This is a genomic window from Saprospiraceae bacterium, assembly GCA_026129545.1.
In the GTDB taxonomy this organism is placed as follows: domain Bacteria; phylum Bacteroidota; class Bacteroidia; order Chitinophagales; family Saprospiraceae; genus M3007.
The window spans coordinates 2,841,605-2,860,225 of record JAHCHX010000001.1; the positions used below are offsets into that span (position 1 = coordinate 2,841,605).

The 18,621-nt window shown below is 50.6% G+C and carries 18 protein-coding genes and 1 pseudogene; 11 read left to right on the forward strand and 8 right to left on the reverse strand.

Annotation, left to right across the window (positions count from 1 at the left end; translation table 11 throughout):
- Positions 1–151: 151 nt before the first annotated feature.
- Both KIS77_10950 and KIS77_10955 read left to right on the forward strand, forming a co-directional pair.
- A complete protein-coding gene (locus KIS77_10950) occupies positions 152–1,552 on the forward strand; it encodes an IS66 family transposase (protein MCW5922854.1) in 1,401 nt (466 codons plus the stop codon).
- Positions 1,553–1,780: 228 nt separating this feature from the next.
- Entirely contained in the window at positions 1,781–2,710 is a 930-nt protein-coding gene (locus KIS77_10955; GenBank protein MCW5922855.1) for an aldo/keto reductase, read from the forward strand.
- An 85-nt stretch (positions 2,711–2,795) separates the two neighbouring features.
- Here KIS77_10955 and KIS77_10960 read toward each other — a convergent pair whose 3' ends face one another.
- The 4 genes from KIS77_10960 to KIS77_10975 form a co-directional block, all read right to left on the reverse strand.
- Positions 2,796–3,689, reverse strand: coding sequence for a helix-turn-helix transcriptional regulator (locus KIS77_10960; protein ID MCW5922856.1), 894 nt, complete (start codon positions 3,687–3,689; stop codon positions 2,796–2,798).
- 74 nt (positions 3,690–3,763) lie between these two features.
- A complete protein-coding gene (locus KIS77_10965) occupies positions 3,764–4,246 on the reverse strand; it encodes a hypothetical protein (GenBank protein ID MCW5922857.1) in 483 nt (160 codons plus the stop codon).
- A 9-nt stretch (positions 4,247–4,255) separates the two neighbouring features.
- On the reverse strand, positions 4,256–5,068 hold the full coding sequence (locus KIS77_10970) for an SDR family oxidoreductase (protein MCW5922858.1): 813 nt from the start codon (positions 5,066–5,068) through the stop codon (positions 4,256–4,258).
- A 171-nt stretch (positions 5,069–5,239) separates the two neighbouring features.
- Positions 5,240–6,442, reverse strand: coding sequence for an OmpA family protein (locus KIS77_10975; GenBank protein MCW5922859.1), 1,203 nt, complete (start codon positions 6,440–6,442; stop codon positions 5,240–5,242).
- A 406-nt stretch (positions 6,443–6,848) separates the two neighbouring features.
- Here KIS77_10975 and KIS77_10980 point away from each other — a divergent pair, with 406 nt between their 5' ends.
- Positions 6,849–8,960 carry a TonB-dependent receptor gene (locus KIS77_10980; GenBank protein ID MCW5922860.1) on the forward strand — a complete coding sequence of 704 codons (2,112 nt, stop codon included), beginning with the start codon at positions 6,849–6,851 and terminating at the stop codon, positions 8,958–8,960.
- 75 nt (positions 8,961–9,035) lie between these two features.
- Here KIS77_10980 and KIS77_10985 read toward each other — a convergent pair.
- The 3 genes and pseudogenes from KIS77_10985 to KIS77_10995 form a co-directional block, all read right to left on the reverse strand.
- A pseudogene (locus KIS77_10985) lies at positions 9,036–9,226 on the reverse strand (IS1 family transposase).
- Positions 9,227–9,248: 22 nt separating this feature from the next.
- Positions 9,249–9,980 (reverse strand): tRNA pseudouridine(65) synthase TruC, encoded by a 732-nt coding sequence (locus KIS77_10990; GenBank protein ID MCW5922861.1) that lies wholly within the window; start codon positions 9,978–9,980, stop codon positions 9,249–9,251.
- A 19-nt stretch (positions 9,981–9,999) separates the two neighbouring features.
- Positions 10,000–10,827 carry an alpha/beta fold hydrolase gene (locus KIS77_10995; GenBank protein ID MCW5922862.1) on the reverse strand — a complete coding sequence of 276 codons (828 nt, stop codon included), beginning with the start codon at positions 10,825–10,827 and terminating at the stop codon, positions 10,000–10,002.
- 177 nt (positions 10,828–11,004) lie between these two features.
- On the opposite strand from KIS77_10995, the gene KIS77_11000 reads away from it, so the two are divergent.
- Together KIS77_11000 and mutL are read left to right on the forward strand one after the other, a co-directional pair.
- Positions 11,005–11,733, forward strand: a complete 729-nt coding sequence (locus KIS77_11000) for a DUF4197 domain-containing protein (protein MCW5922863.1) — start codon at positions 11,005–11,007, stop codon at positions 11,731–11,733.
- Positions 11,734–12,209: 476 nt separating this feature from the next.
- Complete coding sequence (gene mutL, locus KIS77_11005) at positions 12,210–14,072, forward strand: DNA mismatch repair endonuclease MutL (protein ID MCW5922864.1); 1,863 nt, start codon at positions 12,210–12,212, stop codon at positions 14,070–14,072.
- A gap of 22 nt (positions 14,073–14,094) precedes the next feature.
- Here mutL and KIS77_11010 read toward each other — a convergent pair whose 3' ends face one another.
- Positions 14,095–14,337: a helix-turn-helix transcriptional regulator gene (locus tag KIS77_11010; GenBank protein ID MCW5922865.1), complete on the reverse strand. Its 243-nt coding sequence runs from the start codon at positions 14,335–14,337 to the stop codon at positions 14,095–14,097.
- A 296-nt stretch (positions 14,338–14,633) separates the two neighbouring features.
- Between KIS77_11010 and KIS77_11015 the strand changes: the two genes are divergently transcribed.
- The 6 genes from KIS77_11015 to KIS77_11040 all read left to right on the forward strand — a co-directional run bounded on the left by KIS77_11015 (position 14,634) and on the right by KIS77_11040 (position 18,610).
- The gene (locus tag KIS77_11015; protein MCW5922866.1) at positions 14,634–15,524 is read left to right on the forward strand and encodes a hypothetical protein; all 891 of its coding nucleotides are present in this window, start codon (positions 14,634–14,636) and stop codon (positions 15,522–15,524) included.
- Entirely contained in the window at positions 15,454–16,038 is a 585-nt protein-coding gene (locus KIS77_11020; GenBank protein MCW5922867.1) for an ISAs1 family transposase, read from the forward strand. The genes KIS77_11015 and KIS77_11020 overlap by 71 nt, the downstream gene beginning before the upstream one ends.
- On the forward strand, positions 15,968–16,372 hold the full coding sequence (locus tag KIS77_11025; protein MCW5922868.1) for an ISAs1 family transposase: 405 nt from the start codon (positions 15,968–15,970) through the stop codon (positions 16,370–16,372). The genes KIS77_11020 and KIS77_11025 overlap by 71 nt, the downstream gene beginning before the upstream one ends.
- Positions 16,373–16,427: 55 nt before the next feature.
- Positions 16,428–16,892 (forward strand): ISAs1 family transposase, encoded by a 465-nt coding sequence (locus KIS77_11030; protein MCW5922869.1) that lies wholly within the window; start codon positions 16,428–16,430, stop codon positions 16,890–16,892.
- Entirely contained in the window at positions 16,834–17,046 is a 213-nt protein-coding gene (locus KIS77_11035; GenBank protein ID MCW5922870.1) for a T9SS type A sorting domain-containing protein, read from the forward strand. Before KIS77_11030 ends, KIS77_11035 begins: the two co-directional genes overlap by 59 nt.
- Positions 17,047–17,134: 88 nt before the next feature.
- Positions 17,135–18,610, forward strand: coding sequence for a T9SS type A sorting domain-containing protein (locus tag KIS77_11040; GenBank protein MCW5922871.1), 1,476 nt, complete (start codon positions 17,135–17,137; stop codon positions 18,608–18,610).
- Positions 18,611–18,621 lie beyond the last annotated feature (11 nt).

Genomic DNA, 18,621 nt, shown 5'->3' on the forward strand with positions numbered 1-18,621 from the left:
GATGTAATAAGCCTTCTCATTAAAACTAAAGCATGATGCGAAATTCAATCATCGAAACATGCCTGCTGCTGGCTTTGTTTAGTTTTAAAGTAAAAACTTAGGCATCCAACCCAAGTCAATGTAAAATTGTTTTAGCGAATACATCTGGTTCATGGAGTTATCGAATGACATATCGGTATTGAAGGATTTGGTCATGGTCTTGCTTGCCAAGGTTGAGGCACTGGAATCCGAGAATGCTGCCCTTCGGGCGGAAGTTGCCGAATTGCGTTCGCGCCTAAAGATGAACAGCAAGAACAGTCACAAGCCGCCGTCGTCAGATGGTTTGTCCAAGAAACCGGGCCTTCCCAAAGAGCCGCCCAAAAAGAGCGGCGGCCAGTTGGGCCACAAAGGCAAGACGCTCAAGATGGTGGACACGGTGGACCACGTTGTGGTGCACCATGCCACATCCTGCTCCTGCTGTTCGAAGGATTTTTCCACTGCCGACGTGGTTGAAGTGGCCCAAAAGCGCCAGGTGTTCGATATTCCCGCACCCCGCATGGAGGTCACGGAGCACCAGTTGGGCGTGGCGGTCTGTTGTGGCAGGCAGCATTGGGGCTGTTTTCCGCCCGAGGTAGGCCAGCCTGTGCAGTACGGTTCCCGGATCAAGGCGCTGAGCGTCCTGTTGAACAACGACTACAAACTGCCGCTGGAGAAAATCGAGCAACTCATGGGCGACCTGTGGGGCTGTTCGTTCAACGAAAGCACCGCCCTGACGGCCAACGCTGGCATGTACCAAGCCCTTGAGCCGATTGAGGAACAAATCAAAACGGCGGTTTTGGCCTCCGATGTGGTTCATTTTGATGAAACGGGCATGCGGGTGGAGAAAAAACTCCACTGGTTCCACGTCGCCTCGACCGCGCTGTTCACCCACCTGTTCGTCCACAAAAAACGGGGCAAGGAGGCGCTCGAATCCGAAGCCTCGCTGCTCAAGGACTTCACCAAGCGGGCCGTGCACGACTGCTGGGCCAGTTATTTTGACTTTCAACAGTGCAAGCACGCCCTCTGTGGCGCGCACCTGCTCCGGGAACTGACCAATCTGGCGGAAAACGGCTCAAAATGGGCCTCCCAAATGCACCAGTTTGTCCTGCAACTCTACCAAGCCAGCCAAAAGGGCACCGGGTCGGTGGCCGACCCTCAAACCTGGCGGCACCACTTCGAGCAAATCTGCCAATCGGCCGACAGGGAAGAGCCGCCCCCCAAACAGGGCAAAAGAGGAAAGCCCAAAAACTCGAAGGGACGCAACCTGCTCAATCGCCTGGTCAAGCACCGGGACGAGTGGCTTGCCTTTGCCTTTGAGCAAAACGTGCCGTTCACCAACAACCAAGCCGAGCGCGACATCCGTTGCCTGAAGACCAAACAAAAGGTCGCCACCAATTTCCAAACCTTTAAAGGGGCGCAGCACTATGCACGCATACAATCATTTACCTCAACTCTACGCAAACATTCAATGAACGTGTTCCAGAACCTGACAAACGCTTTTGATAGGAAAACTATCGTTTTTAAGGCTGGCTAAGTTTTTACAAAATTTTAAAACATGAAACGTCAAGACAGAAGAAGTTTTTTGAAGGTCGGCGCTACCCTCGGCGCATCGCTTTTAGCAACTCCCGCTTTTAGCGTTAACCCCTCCCAATCAAACGCAACGGCAAGCGGAACAATCGAAGGCGGCAAGACAAATGTCAAACACCGCACACTCGGCTCTGGGAAACACAGCCTCGAAGTCTCCGCGCTCGGGCTTGGCTGCATGGGCATGAGTTACCACCGCAGTTTTGTGCCGGACAGGAAAAGTATGCTCAACCTGATTCGGAAAGCCGTTGACATGGGCGTTACCTTGTTCGACACTGCCGAAGTATACGGGCCGTACGTCAATGAAGAATTGGTGGGCGAGGCGCTGGCGCCTGTCCGCAAGAAGATTCTTATTTGCAGCAAATTCGGGTTCAACATCCAAAACGGGCAGATGGCGGGCCTGAACAGCAAACCTGAGCATATCCGAAACGTGGTGGAACAATCGCTGAAACGCCTGAAAACCGACCACATTGACCTGCTTTACCAGCACCGCGTTGACCCGAACGTGCCTATGGAAGACGTGGCCGGAACAGTGAAGGATTTAATCCAGGCAGGTAAAGTCAGGCGCTTTGGCCTCAGCGAAGCCAGCGTGGCAGACATTCGGAAAGCCCACGCTGTGCAGCCGCTAACCGCCATTCAAAGCGAATATTCCCTGATGTGGCGCAAACCTGAAGAAGATGTGTTCAAAGTCTGTGAAGAACTGGGTATCGGCTTTGTGCCGTACAGCCCGCTTTGCAGGGGCTATCTTTCGGGGCTTATCAATGAGCGGACAAAATTCATCGCCGCCAACGATAACCGGCCAAGTTTGCCCCGCTACCAACCCGATGCCATCAAAGCCAACTGGGTGATGATTGATGTGCTCACCGAATTTGGAAACCACAGAGGCTACACCGCCGCCCAGGTGGCACTGGCATTTTTGCTCGCGCAAAAGCCCTGGATTGTTCCAATTCCCGGCACCACGAAACTGGCGCATTTGCAGGAAAATCTTTGGTCGGCAGACATCGAGTTCACGCCGGAAGAATTGAAGGCGATGAACGAAGCCGTCTCAAAAATCACAGTGGTAGGTGACCGCTACACCGGGCAGCCTGCGCAACAGGTGCGGAACTGAGTTCCATGTTCGCTACCCAATCCCTGTCCATGTCCCGTTTTGGCGCAATGCGGCGGGGCCATCCGGCGCGGTTGCGTTAAGGTCGCTAATTCTCCCCCGCCAAAAAAGCCGTCGGACTCATGCCTGTCTTTGATTTGAAAAACTTGGTGAAGTGCGAATTGTACTCAAACCCCAATCGGTACGCCACTTCCGACACGTTCAGTTCCGGTTTTTTCAGCAAGTTTTTTGCCTCGTTCACCACGAAAAGGTGGATGTGTTCTTGGGCGGTTTTGCCTGTTTCGGCTTTGAGCAAGTCGCTTAGATATTTTGGCGAAAGGGCGAGTTTTTCGGCGAGCGCCGCCACGGTGGGCAGGCGGTATTCGACTTGCTCATTGGCGTAATTGGCTGCCAAAGCCTTTTGAAAACGGGCAAAAAGCGAGGAATTGAGCGGCTGACGGTGCAAAAACTGCCGTTTGTAAAAACGTTTGGCATGGACGAACAACGATTGCAGTTGCGCCACGATGAGTTCGCGGCTGAACTCGTCTTCGTGGGCCAGGTACTCGGCTTCCATCAGGTCGAAATGTTGCCAGACGACCGCTTTTTCCGCATCCGAAACGTGCAGCGATTCCCGTACGTCGTAGTCAAAAAAGCCGAGCCGTTTGATGGGGTCGAACAGGGGCGTGTTGAGCAAAAAATCCTCGTGAAAGGCGATGATGAAGCCCCGCTCGTCGCACTTTGTTTTCTGAAATTCGATGGCCTGCCGGGGTTTGAAAAAAGACAAAGTGCCCTGTGTGTGGTCGTAGCGGCTGTGTCCGTAGAGGATTTGCCCTTCCACGATTTTTTTGAAAAAAACAAAATACAGGTCGGCCGTGAAGACGGGCAGCTGTTGGTATTGCTCCAGCTCGCAAGCATCGAAACTCATCAAGTGAAATAGCGGATGCCTCGTTTTCGGAGCCCTGAACGCTTCGAGCAATTGCCCGATGGATTTGAAGTGCAGCATTTTAATTTGTGTATTTCCACTGTTTAATCTCACTTATCTGGATAACAGGTAATTTTAAGCATTGACCGTAAACTTCATAGTTTTTTCAAAAAATCAAAATAGATTTTTCCCCTCGCCTCCGCCAAATGGTCGAAAAGAAAACCCAGCGAGCCCATTGCCACCAGCCCAATCCCAATGCCCCGCAGGAGGTCGTTTTTTCCAAAAAAGAAAAACATCAGCACGCCCGCCGCGACGAGCACGATTTCCACTTTTTTGATGATGGAAAAAGACGACATCACCTTTTTCATGCGGGGGAGTTCTTCCGTCCGCATTTTTTCGGGGGCGGATTGGTAGAACGAACTGACCCGTGCAATGTCCTTCGGCGTGCGCCAAACCACCCCGGCGCAAATGCTCCCCAGCAATACCGAAACCAGCAGAGTGACGTAGGCCACGCCTTTCAGAACCGGATTTTGGAGCCATAGAAAATAGCCGGCAACGAGGATGAAAACGATGGCGACCAGCAACCCGATGGTGCACTGCGCCTTTTCGCCGTTGAAATATTTCAGGATGCTGTCCATGCTCGTTTTTCAGATTTTGTAAAATGATTTGACCGCTTTTTGCTGGAACGTGGTCCCGAAGAGCCTTTTGACCGTCCACATCATGCGGGCATCGGACCCGACGAGATAGCGCATCCGGCTGCCCTTCGCGGTCGCCGCCCGAAAAATGACCTTAGCCACGGCTTTTGCCTCGGTCGGGATATTGCTTCCGTCGGAGAGTGCCGCCACGAGTTTGTCCTGCAAGCGTTGGTAATCGGGGCTGTCGGTTTTCACCATGTCCATGCTCCTGCCGCCGAAGTCGGTTTTCACGCCGCCGGGCTCGATGATTTTCACGTCAATGCCGAGTGGGTTGAGTTCGTAGTTGAGGGATTCGCTGTACCCTTCGACGGCGAATTTGGTGGCGTGGTAGTACGAAAAAAGCGGGAATGTGACCCTGCCGCCCATGCTCGAAACATTGATGATGCGCCCCGACCGGTTCGCCCGGAAGTGCGGCAAAACGGCGTTCGTCACTGCCATCACGCCAAAAACATTGACATCGAACTGTCTGCGGATGTCCGCCTCGCCGATAAATTCCGCCACGCCAGCTAGTCCGTAGCCCGCATTGTTGACCAAAACGTCAATTTTGCCGAAGGCGGCGATGGTTTTCCGCACCGCTTCGGCGATGGATGCCTCGTCCTGTACGTCGAGGCGGATGAGCTTGAGATTGGCGCTTTCCCGGAGCTCTTTTTCATCTTCCGGCTTGCGCATCGTGGCTGCCACGTTCCAGCCTTTTTCCGAAAAATACTTAGCGGCGGCTTTGCCGATTCCGCTGCTGCTGCCCGTGATGAGAATTGTCTTTTTCATTTTTTTACAAAATTTGATTTTGATGGGGCAAAGTTGTGGGCAGGGCAGCGGCGGGCTGTTATACTTATGGCGAAAAGGCTTTTCTTTTTAGGGGAAACTTGGAGCGAGCCGTTCATTGGGGTTAGTTCTGAAAGTTTCGGGAACGCATTCGGCCATGCCGCTGCTTGTCCATCATTTCGCCAGCACCTTCACCTCCACCCGCTGATTCGCGCGGTCGGCTTCTTCGGAAACGACATTGATGCGTGGCTGGGTTTTCCCGTAGCCTTTATATGTGACTCGGTCGGCTTCGACGCCATTATCGGTCAGGTAGCGCATGACGGAGCGGGCGCGGTTGGTGGATAGTTCGGTGGCGAAACGGTCGCTGGGTCGCAGGTTGGTGTGGCCGCCAACTTCTATTTTCAGGCCGGGGTGGCGCTTCATGAAGCTCGCCAGAGCGGCAAGTGTGCGGTAGGAGGCGGTGTCGAGCTGGTAGCTGTCAGCTTTGAAATAGACGTGGCCGAGCTCGAGAGTGCTGCCGACGCGCAGTTTTTCAATCTCGGGGTCGCGGCCAGCCTCGAACACGGTATTTTCTTTATCCGCTGTAGGCTTGGCGGAGACGGGCTTTTGTGTCTCGACCTTTGTGTTCGGCTTGGCTTCGGGTTTGGGTTTCGCTGGCGCGGCTGCTTTTGCTGGAGGGGTCGGCTCTGGGGTCGGTGCGAATTCAATCACAATCTTGGCACTCAGGTAGGCGTGGCTGCCATCGAACGCAAGGCTGACGGCTTCGACCAGTATTGTGTTGGTGACGTTGGTGAAAAAGTAGTCCGTCACGTCGTAAGTGTAGATTCTGTCGAACATGAAGCCGCTCACGCTGCGGAAAAGGAACCATTTGTCGTACCCGTCTTTCAGTTTTCCATCGCGCTTTTCGACACTAACCAGCCGCTTATTGATATAGACGCGGGCCACATCGTCGCAGTTGATTTCCAGCGTGATTTTTTGGATAGGTTCGGCACCGAGCGTCACAGTCTTGCGAAACTGGTAGGCCTCCCCTTCCCCGTCAGCTTTGCGGTTGCGCCAGATGGGCACGGTGCCGGGCACGAGCTTCCCTCGCCCGTTATGTTCTGCGGCCACCGCCTTGTAGGTCCCGCCGAGCAGCGGCGACGTTGGTGAGGCTATCCGTTCTGCCGACAGCGGGTATTCGCCAAACTTCGTTTTCTGGCCGCTGACATCCCAAGTATTGTCGGTCACAATTGTGAGCGGTGGTTTACCCGTTTGTTTTTTATGGGTCGGAACGAAACCCGACGCGACAAAAAAAGTCGCCACGAGGGCGTAAGCAGTGAATCGAAACAGCATAGTATGTTTTTGTGAGTTGAATACGGTTTCAGAGATGTTGCTCATTTGGCCCTCATTTTCAAGAATTTTTGTAAAAACATAGGCAGGAGAGCAGACATTGAATTTTGACAGGATTTACAAGGTTTACAGGGTTTTTCGCAGCGAAGCCGCCTCATTGAACCTGTAAATCTTGTAAATCCTGTCAAAAACATATAAGCCTGTCAACTGAGTTTTCTGCGCTTGTAGGCTGACTAAGTTTTTACGAATGTCGGTGATTTTTTGATTTTTCACGGCACCTAACACTCCTCGAGTAGAGGGGCGCCTGACAATTTGGTTCCGCTACCGATTGGCTCGCCTTGCTCGGTGTTTTCATCAAGCAAGGTGGGAAATTAGTAAAAGGTAAGTCATCGTGTTTGCGAGGGATAACCCAAAGGACAACTTTCTTTGCCCCTCAATCGCTCTTTGTAAAGGAATGAAGAAAAAATCTACGCTCCTACTGCTCCCATGCGCCGCCGTTTGCATTTTTCTTGCAGCCCCCAATCCAGTTTTTGGGCAGTCGGCTCCATCCATTGACTCATTGCACCAGATTCAGGAAGTTGTGGTGCAGGGTTATTTGTCGCGGCAGCCCCTGTTGCAAACACCCGCATCCATTGGAATTGTCAATAACGAGCAATTGGGTCAACGCGCTGCTCATTCGTTGGTACCTGTGTTGAACCTCATACCCGGCGTGCGGATGGAGGAGCGCTCTCCGGGCAGTTATCGCCTGTCCATTCGAGGAAGCCTGCTGCGCTCACCCTTTGGCGTGCGCAACGTGAAGGTGTATATGGACGAGTTTCCTTTGACCGACGCGGGTGGCAACACCTACATCAATTTGCTCGATGCCAACGCGATTGAACGCATCGAAATACTCAAAGGCCCTGATGGCAGTTTGTTCGGGGCAAATTCGGGAGGCGTTGTGTTGCTTGATTTGAAAGGCCAAAAAAGAGACAGCAGTGAGGTATCGCTTGGCTTGAATGGAGGCTCCTACGGGTTGTTTCACGAAAACGCAGCGTTGAAAATTTCATCGGGGAAGTCTCAGTTTTCTTTCAATCAGGCTTATCAACGCTCGGACGGCTACCGCGAAAATACCGCTATGAAACGGCATTATCTGCAAGCCGCCGAACGCTGGTCATATAGAAACAACAACAGCGTGAAGTTATTGGCTTTTTATTCCGACTTGCAGTACAGAACACCCGGAGGCCTGACACAAGCACAATACGATGCGAACCCGCGACAAGCACGACTAGCCGCAGGACCAAACCCCGGGGCAGTAGAGCAGCAGGCTGGTATTTACAACAAAACATTTTTCGCGGGCATCACGAATGAACTCCATCTTCCGGGCAATCTTCGCTATGTCGCCTCTGTTTTTGGTACTAATACCGATTTTGAAAACCCGTTTATCACGAACTACGAAATAAGAAATGAAAAGAACTTGGGCATCAGAACGTACATGGAACTCGCCGGCAAGGAAAATTCAAACTTAAACTGGAAATGGAATCTCGGGCTGGAAGGCCAGAAGGGATGGCAGGATATCTCGAATTATCAAAACAATGGAGGCACCGCAGGCGCGCAACTGGCCCAAGACGAATTCGATATTGCTCAGATATTTTATTTTACAAGACTGACTACCACCGTCAAGGAGCGTCTGACCACCGAGTTGGCGGTCAGCCTGAACAAGTACAAATATTCATACACAGGCTCATCCGAAGGCGACCGAAGATTTGCTGACCAATGGATGCCCCGCTTCGCTGTGAGTTACTTGCTTACGTCCGACTTTGCGATTCGTGCCACGCTGAGTCGTGGTTACTCCCCGCCCACACTTGCCGAAATCAGGCCGTCCAACAATGTGATTAATACATCGCTTCAACCCGAATCGGGCTGGAACAGAGAAGTCGGCCTTCGGCTAACGACATGGAAAGACAGACTACAAATGGATGCATCTGTGTTTCGTTATGACTTGACGAATGCCATCGTGCGTAGGTTAGACCAAAGTGGGGCGGAGTATTTTGCAAACGCCGGAGGCACAAAGCAAACTGGTGTCGAGTCAATCATCACAGCATGGCTGCTCGCGCCCAAAAGGACAGGTGTGATACGGGCGATGCAGATGACCGGAAGTTATACCTACAGCCGCTTTTTATTCAGCAACTATCAGGACGCAACTACGGATTATTCAGGCAACAGCCTTACAGGCGTCCCGCAGACTGTGATGGTATTGGGAATTACAATGCGGTTTCCGCAGGATGTCAGTTTGTTTGTGGAATCAAACTCCACCGCGCGTTTGCCATTGAACGACGGCAACACTGTGTATGCCAGCAAGTACAATTTGTTGCAAGCAAAAGTGTGTTGGTCGGGACTTCGGGTAAAAAGAGTGGGGATAGAGATGTTCGCAGGTGCAGACAATATCCTGAATGAAAAGTATAGTCTGGGAAATGACATCAATGCCTTTGGAGGGCGATATTTCAATGCAGCCGCTCCTTTGAATTTTTATGGCGGGGTGAATTTCAGTTTTCGGCTTGGCCTTCATCGTGTTTTCATTTTTTGGTAGTGGAAATTTTTACCCGGCAACATTTAAATTGTAGTGGTATGCGAAGCGTTTGAAGTGCAGATTTAGCATATACTCCTTTTTGGAGAAGGAGAGGGTTTTTCTCGGACGAGCCGGCTGATGCGCTGGCACAAGGTGTTGTTCAGCCTTTCGACATGGTTGGTCAGCCCGGTCTCTTTGCCGACCATGAAGTGTGTCTCGCTGGGCAAACATTGATACGCCGTCCAAAAATCGCTGAAACTCAGACATTTTTGGTACTCGTAGGGGAGTTTGCGCCAAAAATGCCGAAACTTACAGAAGGGTAGGATTGACGTGGATGTCTTCTGGCAAAAAACCACTTAGCGCCGTGATGCCCAACGCTCGCTCAAATTCCGCATCCACCGGCGCTCGAACGACCGTCTGCGATTCGAGATACGGATGTCGAAACTCCAACGATACCGCATGGAGCAACATACGTTTCATGCCAAATACTTCCCGAAAATAGGTGTTCTGCTTCACATCGCCGTGGCGCGTGTCGCCGATGACCGGGTAGTTGAGGTGAGCAAAATGTTTCCTGATTTGGTGTCGGCGTCCTGTTTCCAATTGTGCCTCCATCAGCGAAAAACGAGCTGTTTTGTAGCGCAGTCCTATGGGGGCATCTATCTCCGATGTGCCAAGCCGCATGAAGTGGGTCACTGCTGGAAGCCTGCCCTTGCCACTATCGGGGTCGTCGAGGGCGTAGTCAATTGTCCCGTTTTCGGGTGGCCAGCCGCGCACTATCGCCAGATATTTTTTGGTGACCGATTTATCCATCATTTGCTCTCCCAAACGCCCCGCCGCTTCTGACGTTTTCCCAAAAATCAACACCCCGGAGGTAGCCCTATCCAGACGATGCACGGGAAATATGCGCAGTCCGAGTTGGTCGCGCAGCAGCTGCACCACAAACACCGTGTCCTCGCTGATGCGTGTGCGGTGCATGAGCAAACCCGGCGGTTTGTTGATGGCCACAAAATGCTCGTCGGAGTAAAGAATGGGGAAGGACATGGCGCGAAGATACGAAGCGTCAGGCCCGCATTCGCGTCGCCTCTTTTATTTCGGCGTGGAGTATATCGTAGAGCAAATCATGGTAGAGCGGGAAGTCTGGCAGATTATTGTGACCAGCCCCGTTGATGGGGTGCAGGGTGATTTGTTCCGGCACAAGGGCTTTGAGCATCTCGCTCTGGCGGAATGGGATGAGCCGGTCTTTCACCCCATGCAGTATATGGATGGGACATTGAACCTTCCTGATGAAACGGTCGGTTCGGATATGATAGCGCAGCAGCCAACGAATCGGCAGAATAAACCCGTAGCGTGATATGTGGTAGAGAAACGAATAATAAGGGCAATCAAGAATGAGAATGTGCGGTTGATTCCAAGAGGCGATGCGAGCGGCCAACCCGCTTCCGAGCGAACGCCCATACAACACGATGCGCTCCTCGCCATACTCTCGAGCCAGCCATTTGTACACCTGCTGCAAGTCGGCATACAGTATTTGTTCCGTGCGTCGGCCCTTGCTTTTGCCAAACCCCCGATAGTCGAGAATGAAAAAATCGTAGCCTTTGCCCACAAAGTCCTTTGCGAACTTGCCCCAACCCTTGATGCTGCGCGAGTTGCCCTTGATATAAAAAACCACCCCCTTGCTATTGGGCACGCGAAAATGAAGCGCGTTCACCACACCGCCATCCTCCATGTCGAAATTGACCTCAGTGAATGGAAAAGGGTATTGGTAAGAAAACCACTTGGGCAGCCGTTCGGGGCGAAAAAAAAACAAATCTTGCGCGAAGTAAAACACCACGCACAGACCGACGTACACCACGCCCACCCAAGAGAGTATGCTTATCCAGAACACCATGTGAGGTCTTCGTTTGCGCGAATGTAACGGCCTTCAGGTGATGTGACCAAAATTTGGGCACCGACTTTTTTGGCAAACACTCGCTGTTAATCTTTGGCTAATCCCAACCGACGTGCGGTTGCCTTGCGTCTGTTTCATCGTTTATAGCCCGAACCATACCACAACGCACTTTTATCCATGCTTAAAAAATCACTCTTGCTCGTCATCGCCCTCCTGACCCTCCAACTTGGCAATGCCCAATTGGATGGGTTAATCAAAAAAACTGAAAAAGCCCTCAAAGGGGGCGGGCTTTCCCAAGAAGAGGCCGGAAACGGCCTGAAAGAAGCGCTCAACGCTGGCATAAGCGAAGCCGTGGACTTCCTTTCCGCCAAAGACGGCTACTTTAAAAGCCCGTACAAAATCCTCGTCCCGGAAGAAGCCCAAGTGGTGGTGGACAAGCTCAAGACCGTGCCGGGCTTCACCAACATCGAAGCTGACCTGACAGAGCGCATGAACCGCGCCGCCGAGGATGCCGCCACCAAAGCAAAACCCATTTTCATGTCCGCCATCAAGAAAATGACTTTTCAGGACGCGCTCAACATCCTCATGGGCAATCAGGACGCAGCCACCCGATATTTGGAAAAAACGACCAGCACCCAGCTCTACACGGAGTTTTTGCCCGTCATTCAAAGCTCGCTGGACAAAGTGAACGCACGCGAATACTGGCGCAACGCCGTCACGGCCTACAACAAACTTCCGCTTGTCACCAAGACCAACCCAGAGCTAGATGACCACGTCACCAAGAAAGCGCTGGTAGGGATGTTCAGCCTTGTCGAAAAAAAGGAAAAAGGCATTCGCACCGATGTCGGACAGCGCAACAGCCCCTTGTTGAAAAAAGTCTTTGCCGAGCAAGACAAGAAAAAATAGCAGGGAAATGCCCGCGCGACTACCTGTTTTTTAAACACAGAAAGCCGCAAGAGTTTGGGACACTCTTGCGGCTTTCGCCTTTAAACCAATGGAAATCAAATAATTATTTGGGGAAATCGAGAATGAAATTGCGATTGTAGAGCAACAAAAGCAGCGCCACGAAGAAAAACAGCCCCATAAAGAGGTAGAGTATGCAGTAGCCCTTGCCGCGAGAGTTTTGGATGTTGTCCATGTCAATTATCCGTATTGTGGTGATGCAAAAAAGTCCGGCAAAAATATAAAGCCTGCCCAACAATCCACTTGACAGCCCTTTTTTTTCGCGTGTTCAGAATGTTTTTAAAAAACAAGCCCTCGAAACACCAGCCGCCGAAAGCAAGAAACTATCCGAACATAAACGAAAATCGCGGTATCTTTGCCAGAAACGCGCGTCTTCTTTGAGCTGCAAACAAACAAAAACTACGGACGCGCTCCCGACCATGACCGACGTTATTCAACTGTTGCCGGATAATGTGGCCAACCAAATTGCCGCCGGAGAAGTGGTGCAACGCCCATCCTCAGTGGTGAAAGAGTTGATGGAAAATGCCATTGACGCAGGTGCCACTCAAATAAAACTCATCGTACGCGACGCGGGAAAAACCCTCATACAAGTCATAGATAATGGCTGCGGAATGTCGGAAACCGATGCCCGCATGAGTTTTGAGCGCCACGCCACTTCCAAAATCAGAGAAGCCAAAGACCTGTTTGCCATCAATACGATGGGTTTCAGAGGAGAAGCATTGGCCTCCATCGCTGCCGTTGCGCAAGTGGAAATGCGCACCCGCCGCGCCACCGACGAATTGGGCGTACGCCTCATGGTGGAGAGCTCCTCCGTGAAAACACAGGAGGCCTGCCAATGCCCTCCCGGAACAAGTATCTCGGTTAAAAACTTGTTTTTCAACGTCCCGGCTCGCCGCAATTTCCTGAAAAGCGACCCCGTGGAAATGCGCCACATCCTCGACGAATTTCAACGGGTGGCAATGGCCAACCCCGACCTCTTCTTTTCCCTGCACCACAACGACCAAGAGATTTTTCACCTCCCACCCGGCAACTTGCGCCAGCGCGTGGTCAAGATTTTTGGCGAAATCGTCAACAAAAAACTCGTGCCCGTGCAGCAGGAAACCGACATCTTGAAAATAAGCGGCTTCGTAGGCAAACCAGACTATTTCAAAAAGGCGCGGGGCGAGCAGCTCTTTTTCGTCAATAAAAGATTCATCAAAAGCAACTACCTCCACCATGCCGTGGTGAGCGCCTACGAGGATTTGCTGCCCTCCGATACCTTCCCACTCTACGTCCTTTTTCTCGACATTGACCCCACGCGCATTGACATCAACGTGCATCCCACCAAACAGGAAATCAAATTCGACGACGAAAAATTAGTCTATAACTACCTGAAAGTCAGCGTCCGCCACGCGCTGGGCAGCCACAACGTCACCCCGACGCTCGACTTTGAACAGGAGCCTGCTTTTCAAGCCACGCCCACACGCATCCCCTCCTTGCGACCCGAAGCGGAGCGCCCTGCTTCGGTGGGCGAATACCGCCCCCGCCGCGACAACGACCCCCGACACGACGACAACCTGCGCCACTGGCAGCGCCTCTACGAAGGATTGGAGACAGTAGAAAAAAATGTCCCCGCTACGGAAAATAGCGATGTTGAGATGGCGTCCGCACTCAATTTTGAAATCCGAAGTAGTGCCGAGAACTTTACCATGGACGACGATGCCGGCTCTTTCTCAAAAGGCCAAAAAGAGCCGTATCAGATTCACGGGCAATACATCGTGAGCCACCTCAAATCGGGTTTTTTGCTCATTGACCAACAAGCAGCCAGCGAACGCATTCTCTACGAACGATACTTGGATGCCTTGGGCAACCAGCCCATCGCCACGCAGAAAATGCTGTTCCCAAAAACGCTGGAACTACCCGCCGCCGATGCTGCCCTGCTGCGCGACATCCTCGACGAAGTGAACCGACTGGGTTTTGAAATCGCGGCATTTGGGGGCAATGCGTTCATCATTCACGGCACTCCTGCCGACCTGAGCGGCATCTCGGAAGAATCCTTGCTGGAAAAAGTGCTGGCGCAATACAAGGACAATTTGGAACTTGAGCTCGGCACACAAGACAATCTGGCTCGCTCAATGGCTCGCAATGCCGCCTTGAGGCGTGGCCAGCCACTTACCGTGGCGGAAATGCAAGACCTGATTGACCGCCTCTTTGCTTGCGTCGTGCCGTTCAGCAGCCCGTCGGGGCGGAGCTGTTTCATCACTTTTGAATTGGAGGAGCTGCAGAAACGGTTTGGCGGGTGAGTGGCTTTCCAAGCCTATTGAGTCATTCTTCCTTCGGCAATTCAAAATCGAACAACTCCTTTGGATGGACATCCAACGCTTGGGCAATCTTGAAAACTTGACTAAGCCCGGCATTGATGATGCCTCGCTCCATTCGACTTATCTGGCTGAGTTCGGAGTCGGCCTTCCATGCCAACGCCTCTTGCGAGAGGCCTTGAGATTCTCTCAACGCTCTCATTCTCTTGCCGAAAGCTCTAAGCCCAGCCGGATAAGTGGTGTATTTCACACTACGAGGTTCAAGAGGTTGCAAATAAACAATTTAGGCAAATTTACCTAAATTGCAAAAAGCCTTTACGTTTGTCGCGGCAAAACATTTTTTCACCCGACGGCAAAGGCATCCCCACCAGCGCGCAAGGCAGGAAAAACCTAAGGCTGTCAAAACATCTTCATTTTATGAATAACCTCTCATTGGTCGGGTTTCGACCTCTTGCTGCCTTGCTTTTGCTCGTCTCCATCCTTTTTGGCTGCAAGAAAGACTGCATTGAACAACCTCCTTCCCCTTCGTTCAGCCGAGCCATAACATTGGAAGAGGTGATTGCCAAGTATGGCAAACATGGCGTGGCCGAACGTACTGACGAAAAATTGCCCCTAGATTTGATTCCGAATTGGGCCAGCGCATATACCTACAGCAAAGCATCCGTGCCTGTCATCCTCACTGCGCTCGATACCGCGTCGCTTTATCAGGACAACTGGCACGGCGGGAATCTCGCTTTTTACAAAGACGGTCTGGGAGTCATACAAAGCGTTTTGCTGGCTTGGCAAGCAGATTCGCTGTCACCATATACATCGAACAAAGCACCATTGGATTCAACGAGTCTTTTCAATGGCATGATGATGATAGATGACCAAGACACGTTGAGAAAAGTCGCCCGATTGCTCCATGGAAAGATAGTAAAAGCGAAAGGCGGCGCCACGGCAGTTCAGGATATTTCGCTGGACGGCTTGGTTGTCGGCGGAGCGCAGAACAGATGCTGTTGGCAACCGCGCCAAAGAAACTGGTGGAATGTGTTTTGGAGGGAAGTTGGCGAATTGTTGGAGGATATCGGAAATTTTTTTGCAGGACAGCAAATATGGGATGATGTTACAGGACCAAACATATATTATGGAGCAGGCTCTTTCTTTTTTGACTCGGGATTTATCCTTAACACAAGCAACTATTCACCTCCCGGCGGTGTGGGGATGTTTGAGCAACAGTTCGCAGCTCAGATGAGCACCTGCACAACGATTAGGGAGTATATCGAATCAATTGGAGGAACGCCGCCGGGGTACGGCCAGGGCAAACGCATCAAAATCGACGAAAAAATGAACGCAGAGGCTACCTTTCCGGCAAAAACAATTTGTGATGAGAAGTACGCAAAATCGGCTGGGCAATCTGCTGGAAGCCTTTGGCTCTGTCGAAGACCCTCGAATTGACCGCAGTAAGTTGTATCCACTCATTGAAATTCTGTTTTTGACTACCAGTGCTGTGCTGAGTGGTTTTGAGGAATGGGATGAGATAGTTGATTTTGGGGAAGAGAAACTCGATTGGTTGCGCAAATATTTGTCCTACGAGAACGGTATTCCGTCGCATGACACAGTAAATCGGGTAATTTCGATGATTGATTATCGAGTGTTCGAAGCATGCTTCATCAATTGGGCGACAATGGACATCGAACTTCCTCAGGGCACTGTGATTAGCATTGATGGCAAGAAACTGCGGGGCAGCGCCACCAAAAAAGAACAACAAACGCCACATGCACGGGGTGGCAAATCGGCCGTCCATTTGATTCATGACTGGTGTCATGAATTGCAACTATGTCTGGCTCAATACAAAACCGATACGAAATCAAACCGAAATCACAGCCATACCGGTCATTTTGGATTTTTTGGAAATTTCTGGGTGCATTATCACTCTGGATGCCATGGGGTGCCAAAAAACGATTACTGAAAAGATCGTCGACAAAGGCGGTGACTACATTATGGGGTTAAAAGACAATCAAGAAGCGCTTAGTTTAGCAGTCTTCACGGCATTCTCCAAGCAAGAGGAACAAGCCAATGCGGACAAAGAACTTTGGGAAGTGAAAAATCACGGCAGAAAAGAATCCCGGCTTTGCCGCGTACTACCTGCCGAAGCGCTTCCTTCTTGGGGTCGGGCACCTGATTGGAAAGGATTAAAATCAGTTGTTGAAATTCAATCCCAACGCACGATCCTCTCAACTGGTGTCGTAGAAAATGAAACTCGATATTATACCTCGCGCCGCCAAGTTTTCAGCATCGTCTAGGGTAACGTTTACTAAACTTTTGAAGTTTAGTAAACGTGATCTCATCCTTCCAACCATGCTGAAAACTTGGCGGCACGAGGTATATATCAGTAGTTTAGCCATGGATGCCCCGGCTTTTAATCGACTTGTCCGTTCCCATTGGAATGTGGAAAATCAACTGCACTGGGCACTGGATGTCGTCTTCGGTGAAGACCAAAGCAGAAAACGAATCCGAAATGCCGCACAAAACTTTTCTACGGTCCGAAAAATGACCCTCAACCTTTTGAAGGCCAAAACTGAAAAAATCAGTGTCAACAGAAAACGTAACAAATGCGCTCTATCCGATCAATATCGGGAAAAAAACCTCGGTTTTGATGCGTTTGCCCTGGGACGAGTACGACTTCCCGGAAGAACGGGGCAACCCGACGGGGCGTGTCGCAGCGGGCGGGTTAAAAATATATCCCGTCCCGGCAAGCGACCAATTGGTCGTCACCTGGCCTGCGCTGTCGGCAAGTGCCGATGCTCAGATTCAGGTTGTTGACCTCTTGGGCAGACAGCATCTTTCCCAACCGATTGGCGCAAAAGAAGTTAATCGAGTGCTTGGTGTGGCCAACCTGCCAGAGGGCGTTTATTTCTTGGTCATCCGTGACAAGGGCAAAGTAGCGCACCGCGCAAAATTCATCGTTCAACACTAAACCTTCACCCATCGGCGGTGCGGAATCATTCTGCACCGCCGATTATTTTTTAACGAAGATGAGATACTTATGCTCGATATTCCTGTTGATGTGCTGGACGAATGTGATTAATGCACAGCAGACTACTTTCTCCAAAGTTTTCTCTAATTTTCAGTTAAATCCAGAGAACGGAGTTATTGTCAAAGAAATAAATGACGGATATTTACTCTTATCTTTCTCATCTTGTTTAAATAAAAACAAAGAGTGTTGTACTCTAACTAAATTAGACCAATACGGTGACATAGAATGGTTCAAACAATATCCTTTTCATCAGGGATCAAACACATTGGTTGTGCATAATGACCTGATCTATGTAGCAGGCCATACAAATGAATCCAATTCCCGGTATACCTTATACTGTATTGATAGCCTTGGGGAAGTTGTTTGGAATAAAGTCTACGGTGACTCGACTAAGAACAATAAATTTCCAAGATTGGCTCTTTGGGGCGACAAATGGGTGCTTTGTGGAGGACAAGACCGCAATATCAATAATATCGCTGCTCAAATTTTATATTTTGTAATTTCAGACATTAACGGTAATCAGTTAAATGAAATCTATTACGGTAGTGATAATTTAGCAACTATTGCCGTTAAATCGATCGCAAGCACTAATGGTGATTGTATATCAAGTTTCGTGTACTGTCCAGGTGGCTGTTTTTTGGATTTCAAAGCAGGAGTTGTAGCATTTGATACAAGTGGCAATCTTAAATGGGGGCTTGATCTACCTTACTCATTTGATCCATATGAATGTTTAATATCACAGGTTGATTCTCATCATCTCGCTGTCAAATGGTACGTTGACAACACGACCATACCAAACCATGACCTTACCCCACCTGCCATCTTTTTCACGGACATGTCGGGCAATGTGTTGGACACCGTTGTATTCCAAAACCAGACCCTTAAGGAAATCAGGAACATGGAGCCTGTATGGGAAAAAGGTCTTATCGGCTGTGGGTACGAATACCCTAACTATATCAACTTAAGCAGTCCCAAGTTATTCGGCTGGCTGTTCAGAATGGACGAAAACCGTGAAGTGCTTTGGGAGCGCTCGTACATAGACAGCACCTATCAAGGTCGAACTTTCGGCTTGCAGCACGTTATCCCCACCAGCGACGGCGGCTACTTGGCCACAGGAACCATCACCAATTATATGACCGGGGTTTGGGAGTCGCACAACTGGCTGCTCAAACTGGACTCCATGGGCTGCCTCGAACCGGGTTGTGGCAATATCAACTACATCACCGATACCAAAGAGGCAGTTTTTTTGAAAGGCAAAGACATCAAGATTTACCCCAATCCGGCGAGCGACTATGTACAGGTGGAGTTCCCGGCGGATTTTGACATTGGGCAAAACGTTCGCGCAGTTTTGGTGTCCAATGGAGGCCGTATCGTCAGGCAGGAAAAAATAAACGCTCCTAAAGCCCAACTCAACCTGTCGGGCATCACGTCAGGCACATATTATCTGATGATCCGTCGGGAGAATGAGATTATTGGGAGTAAACGAATCATTGTTCATCACTAAATTTCGACAAC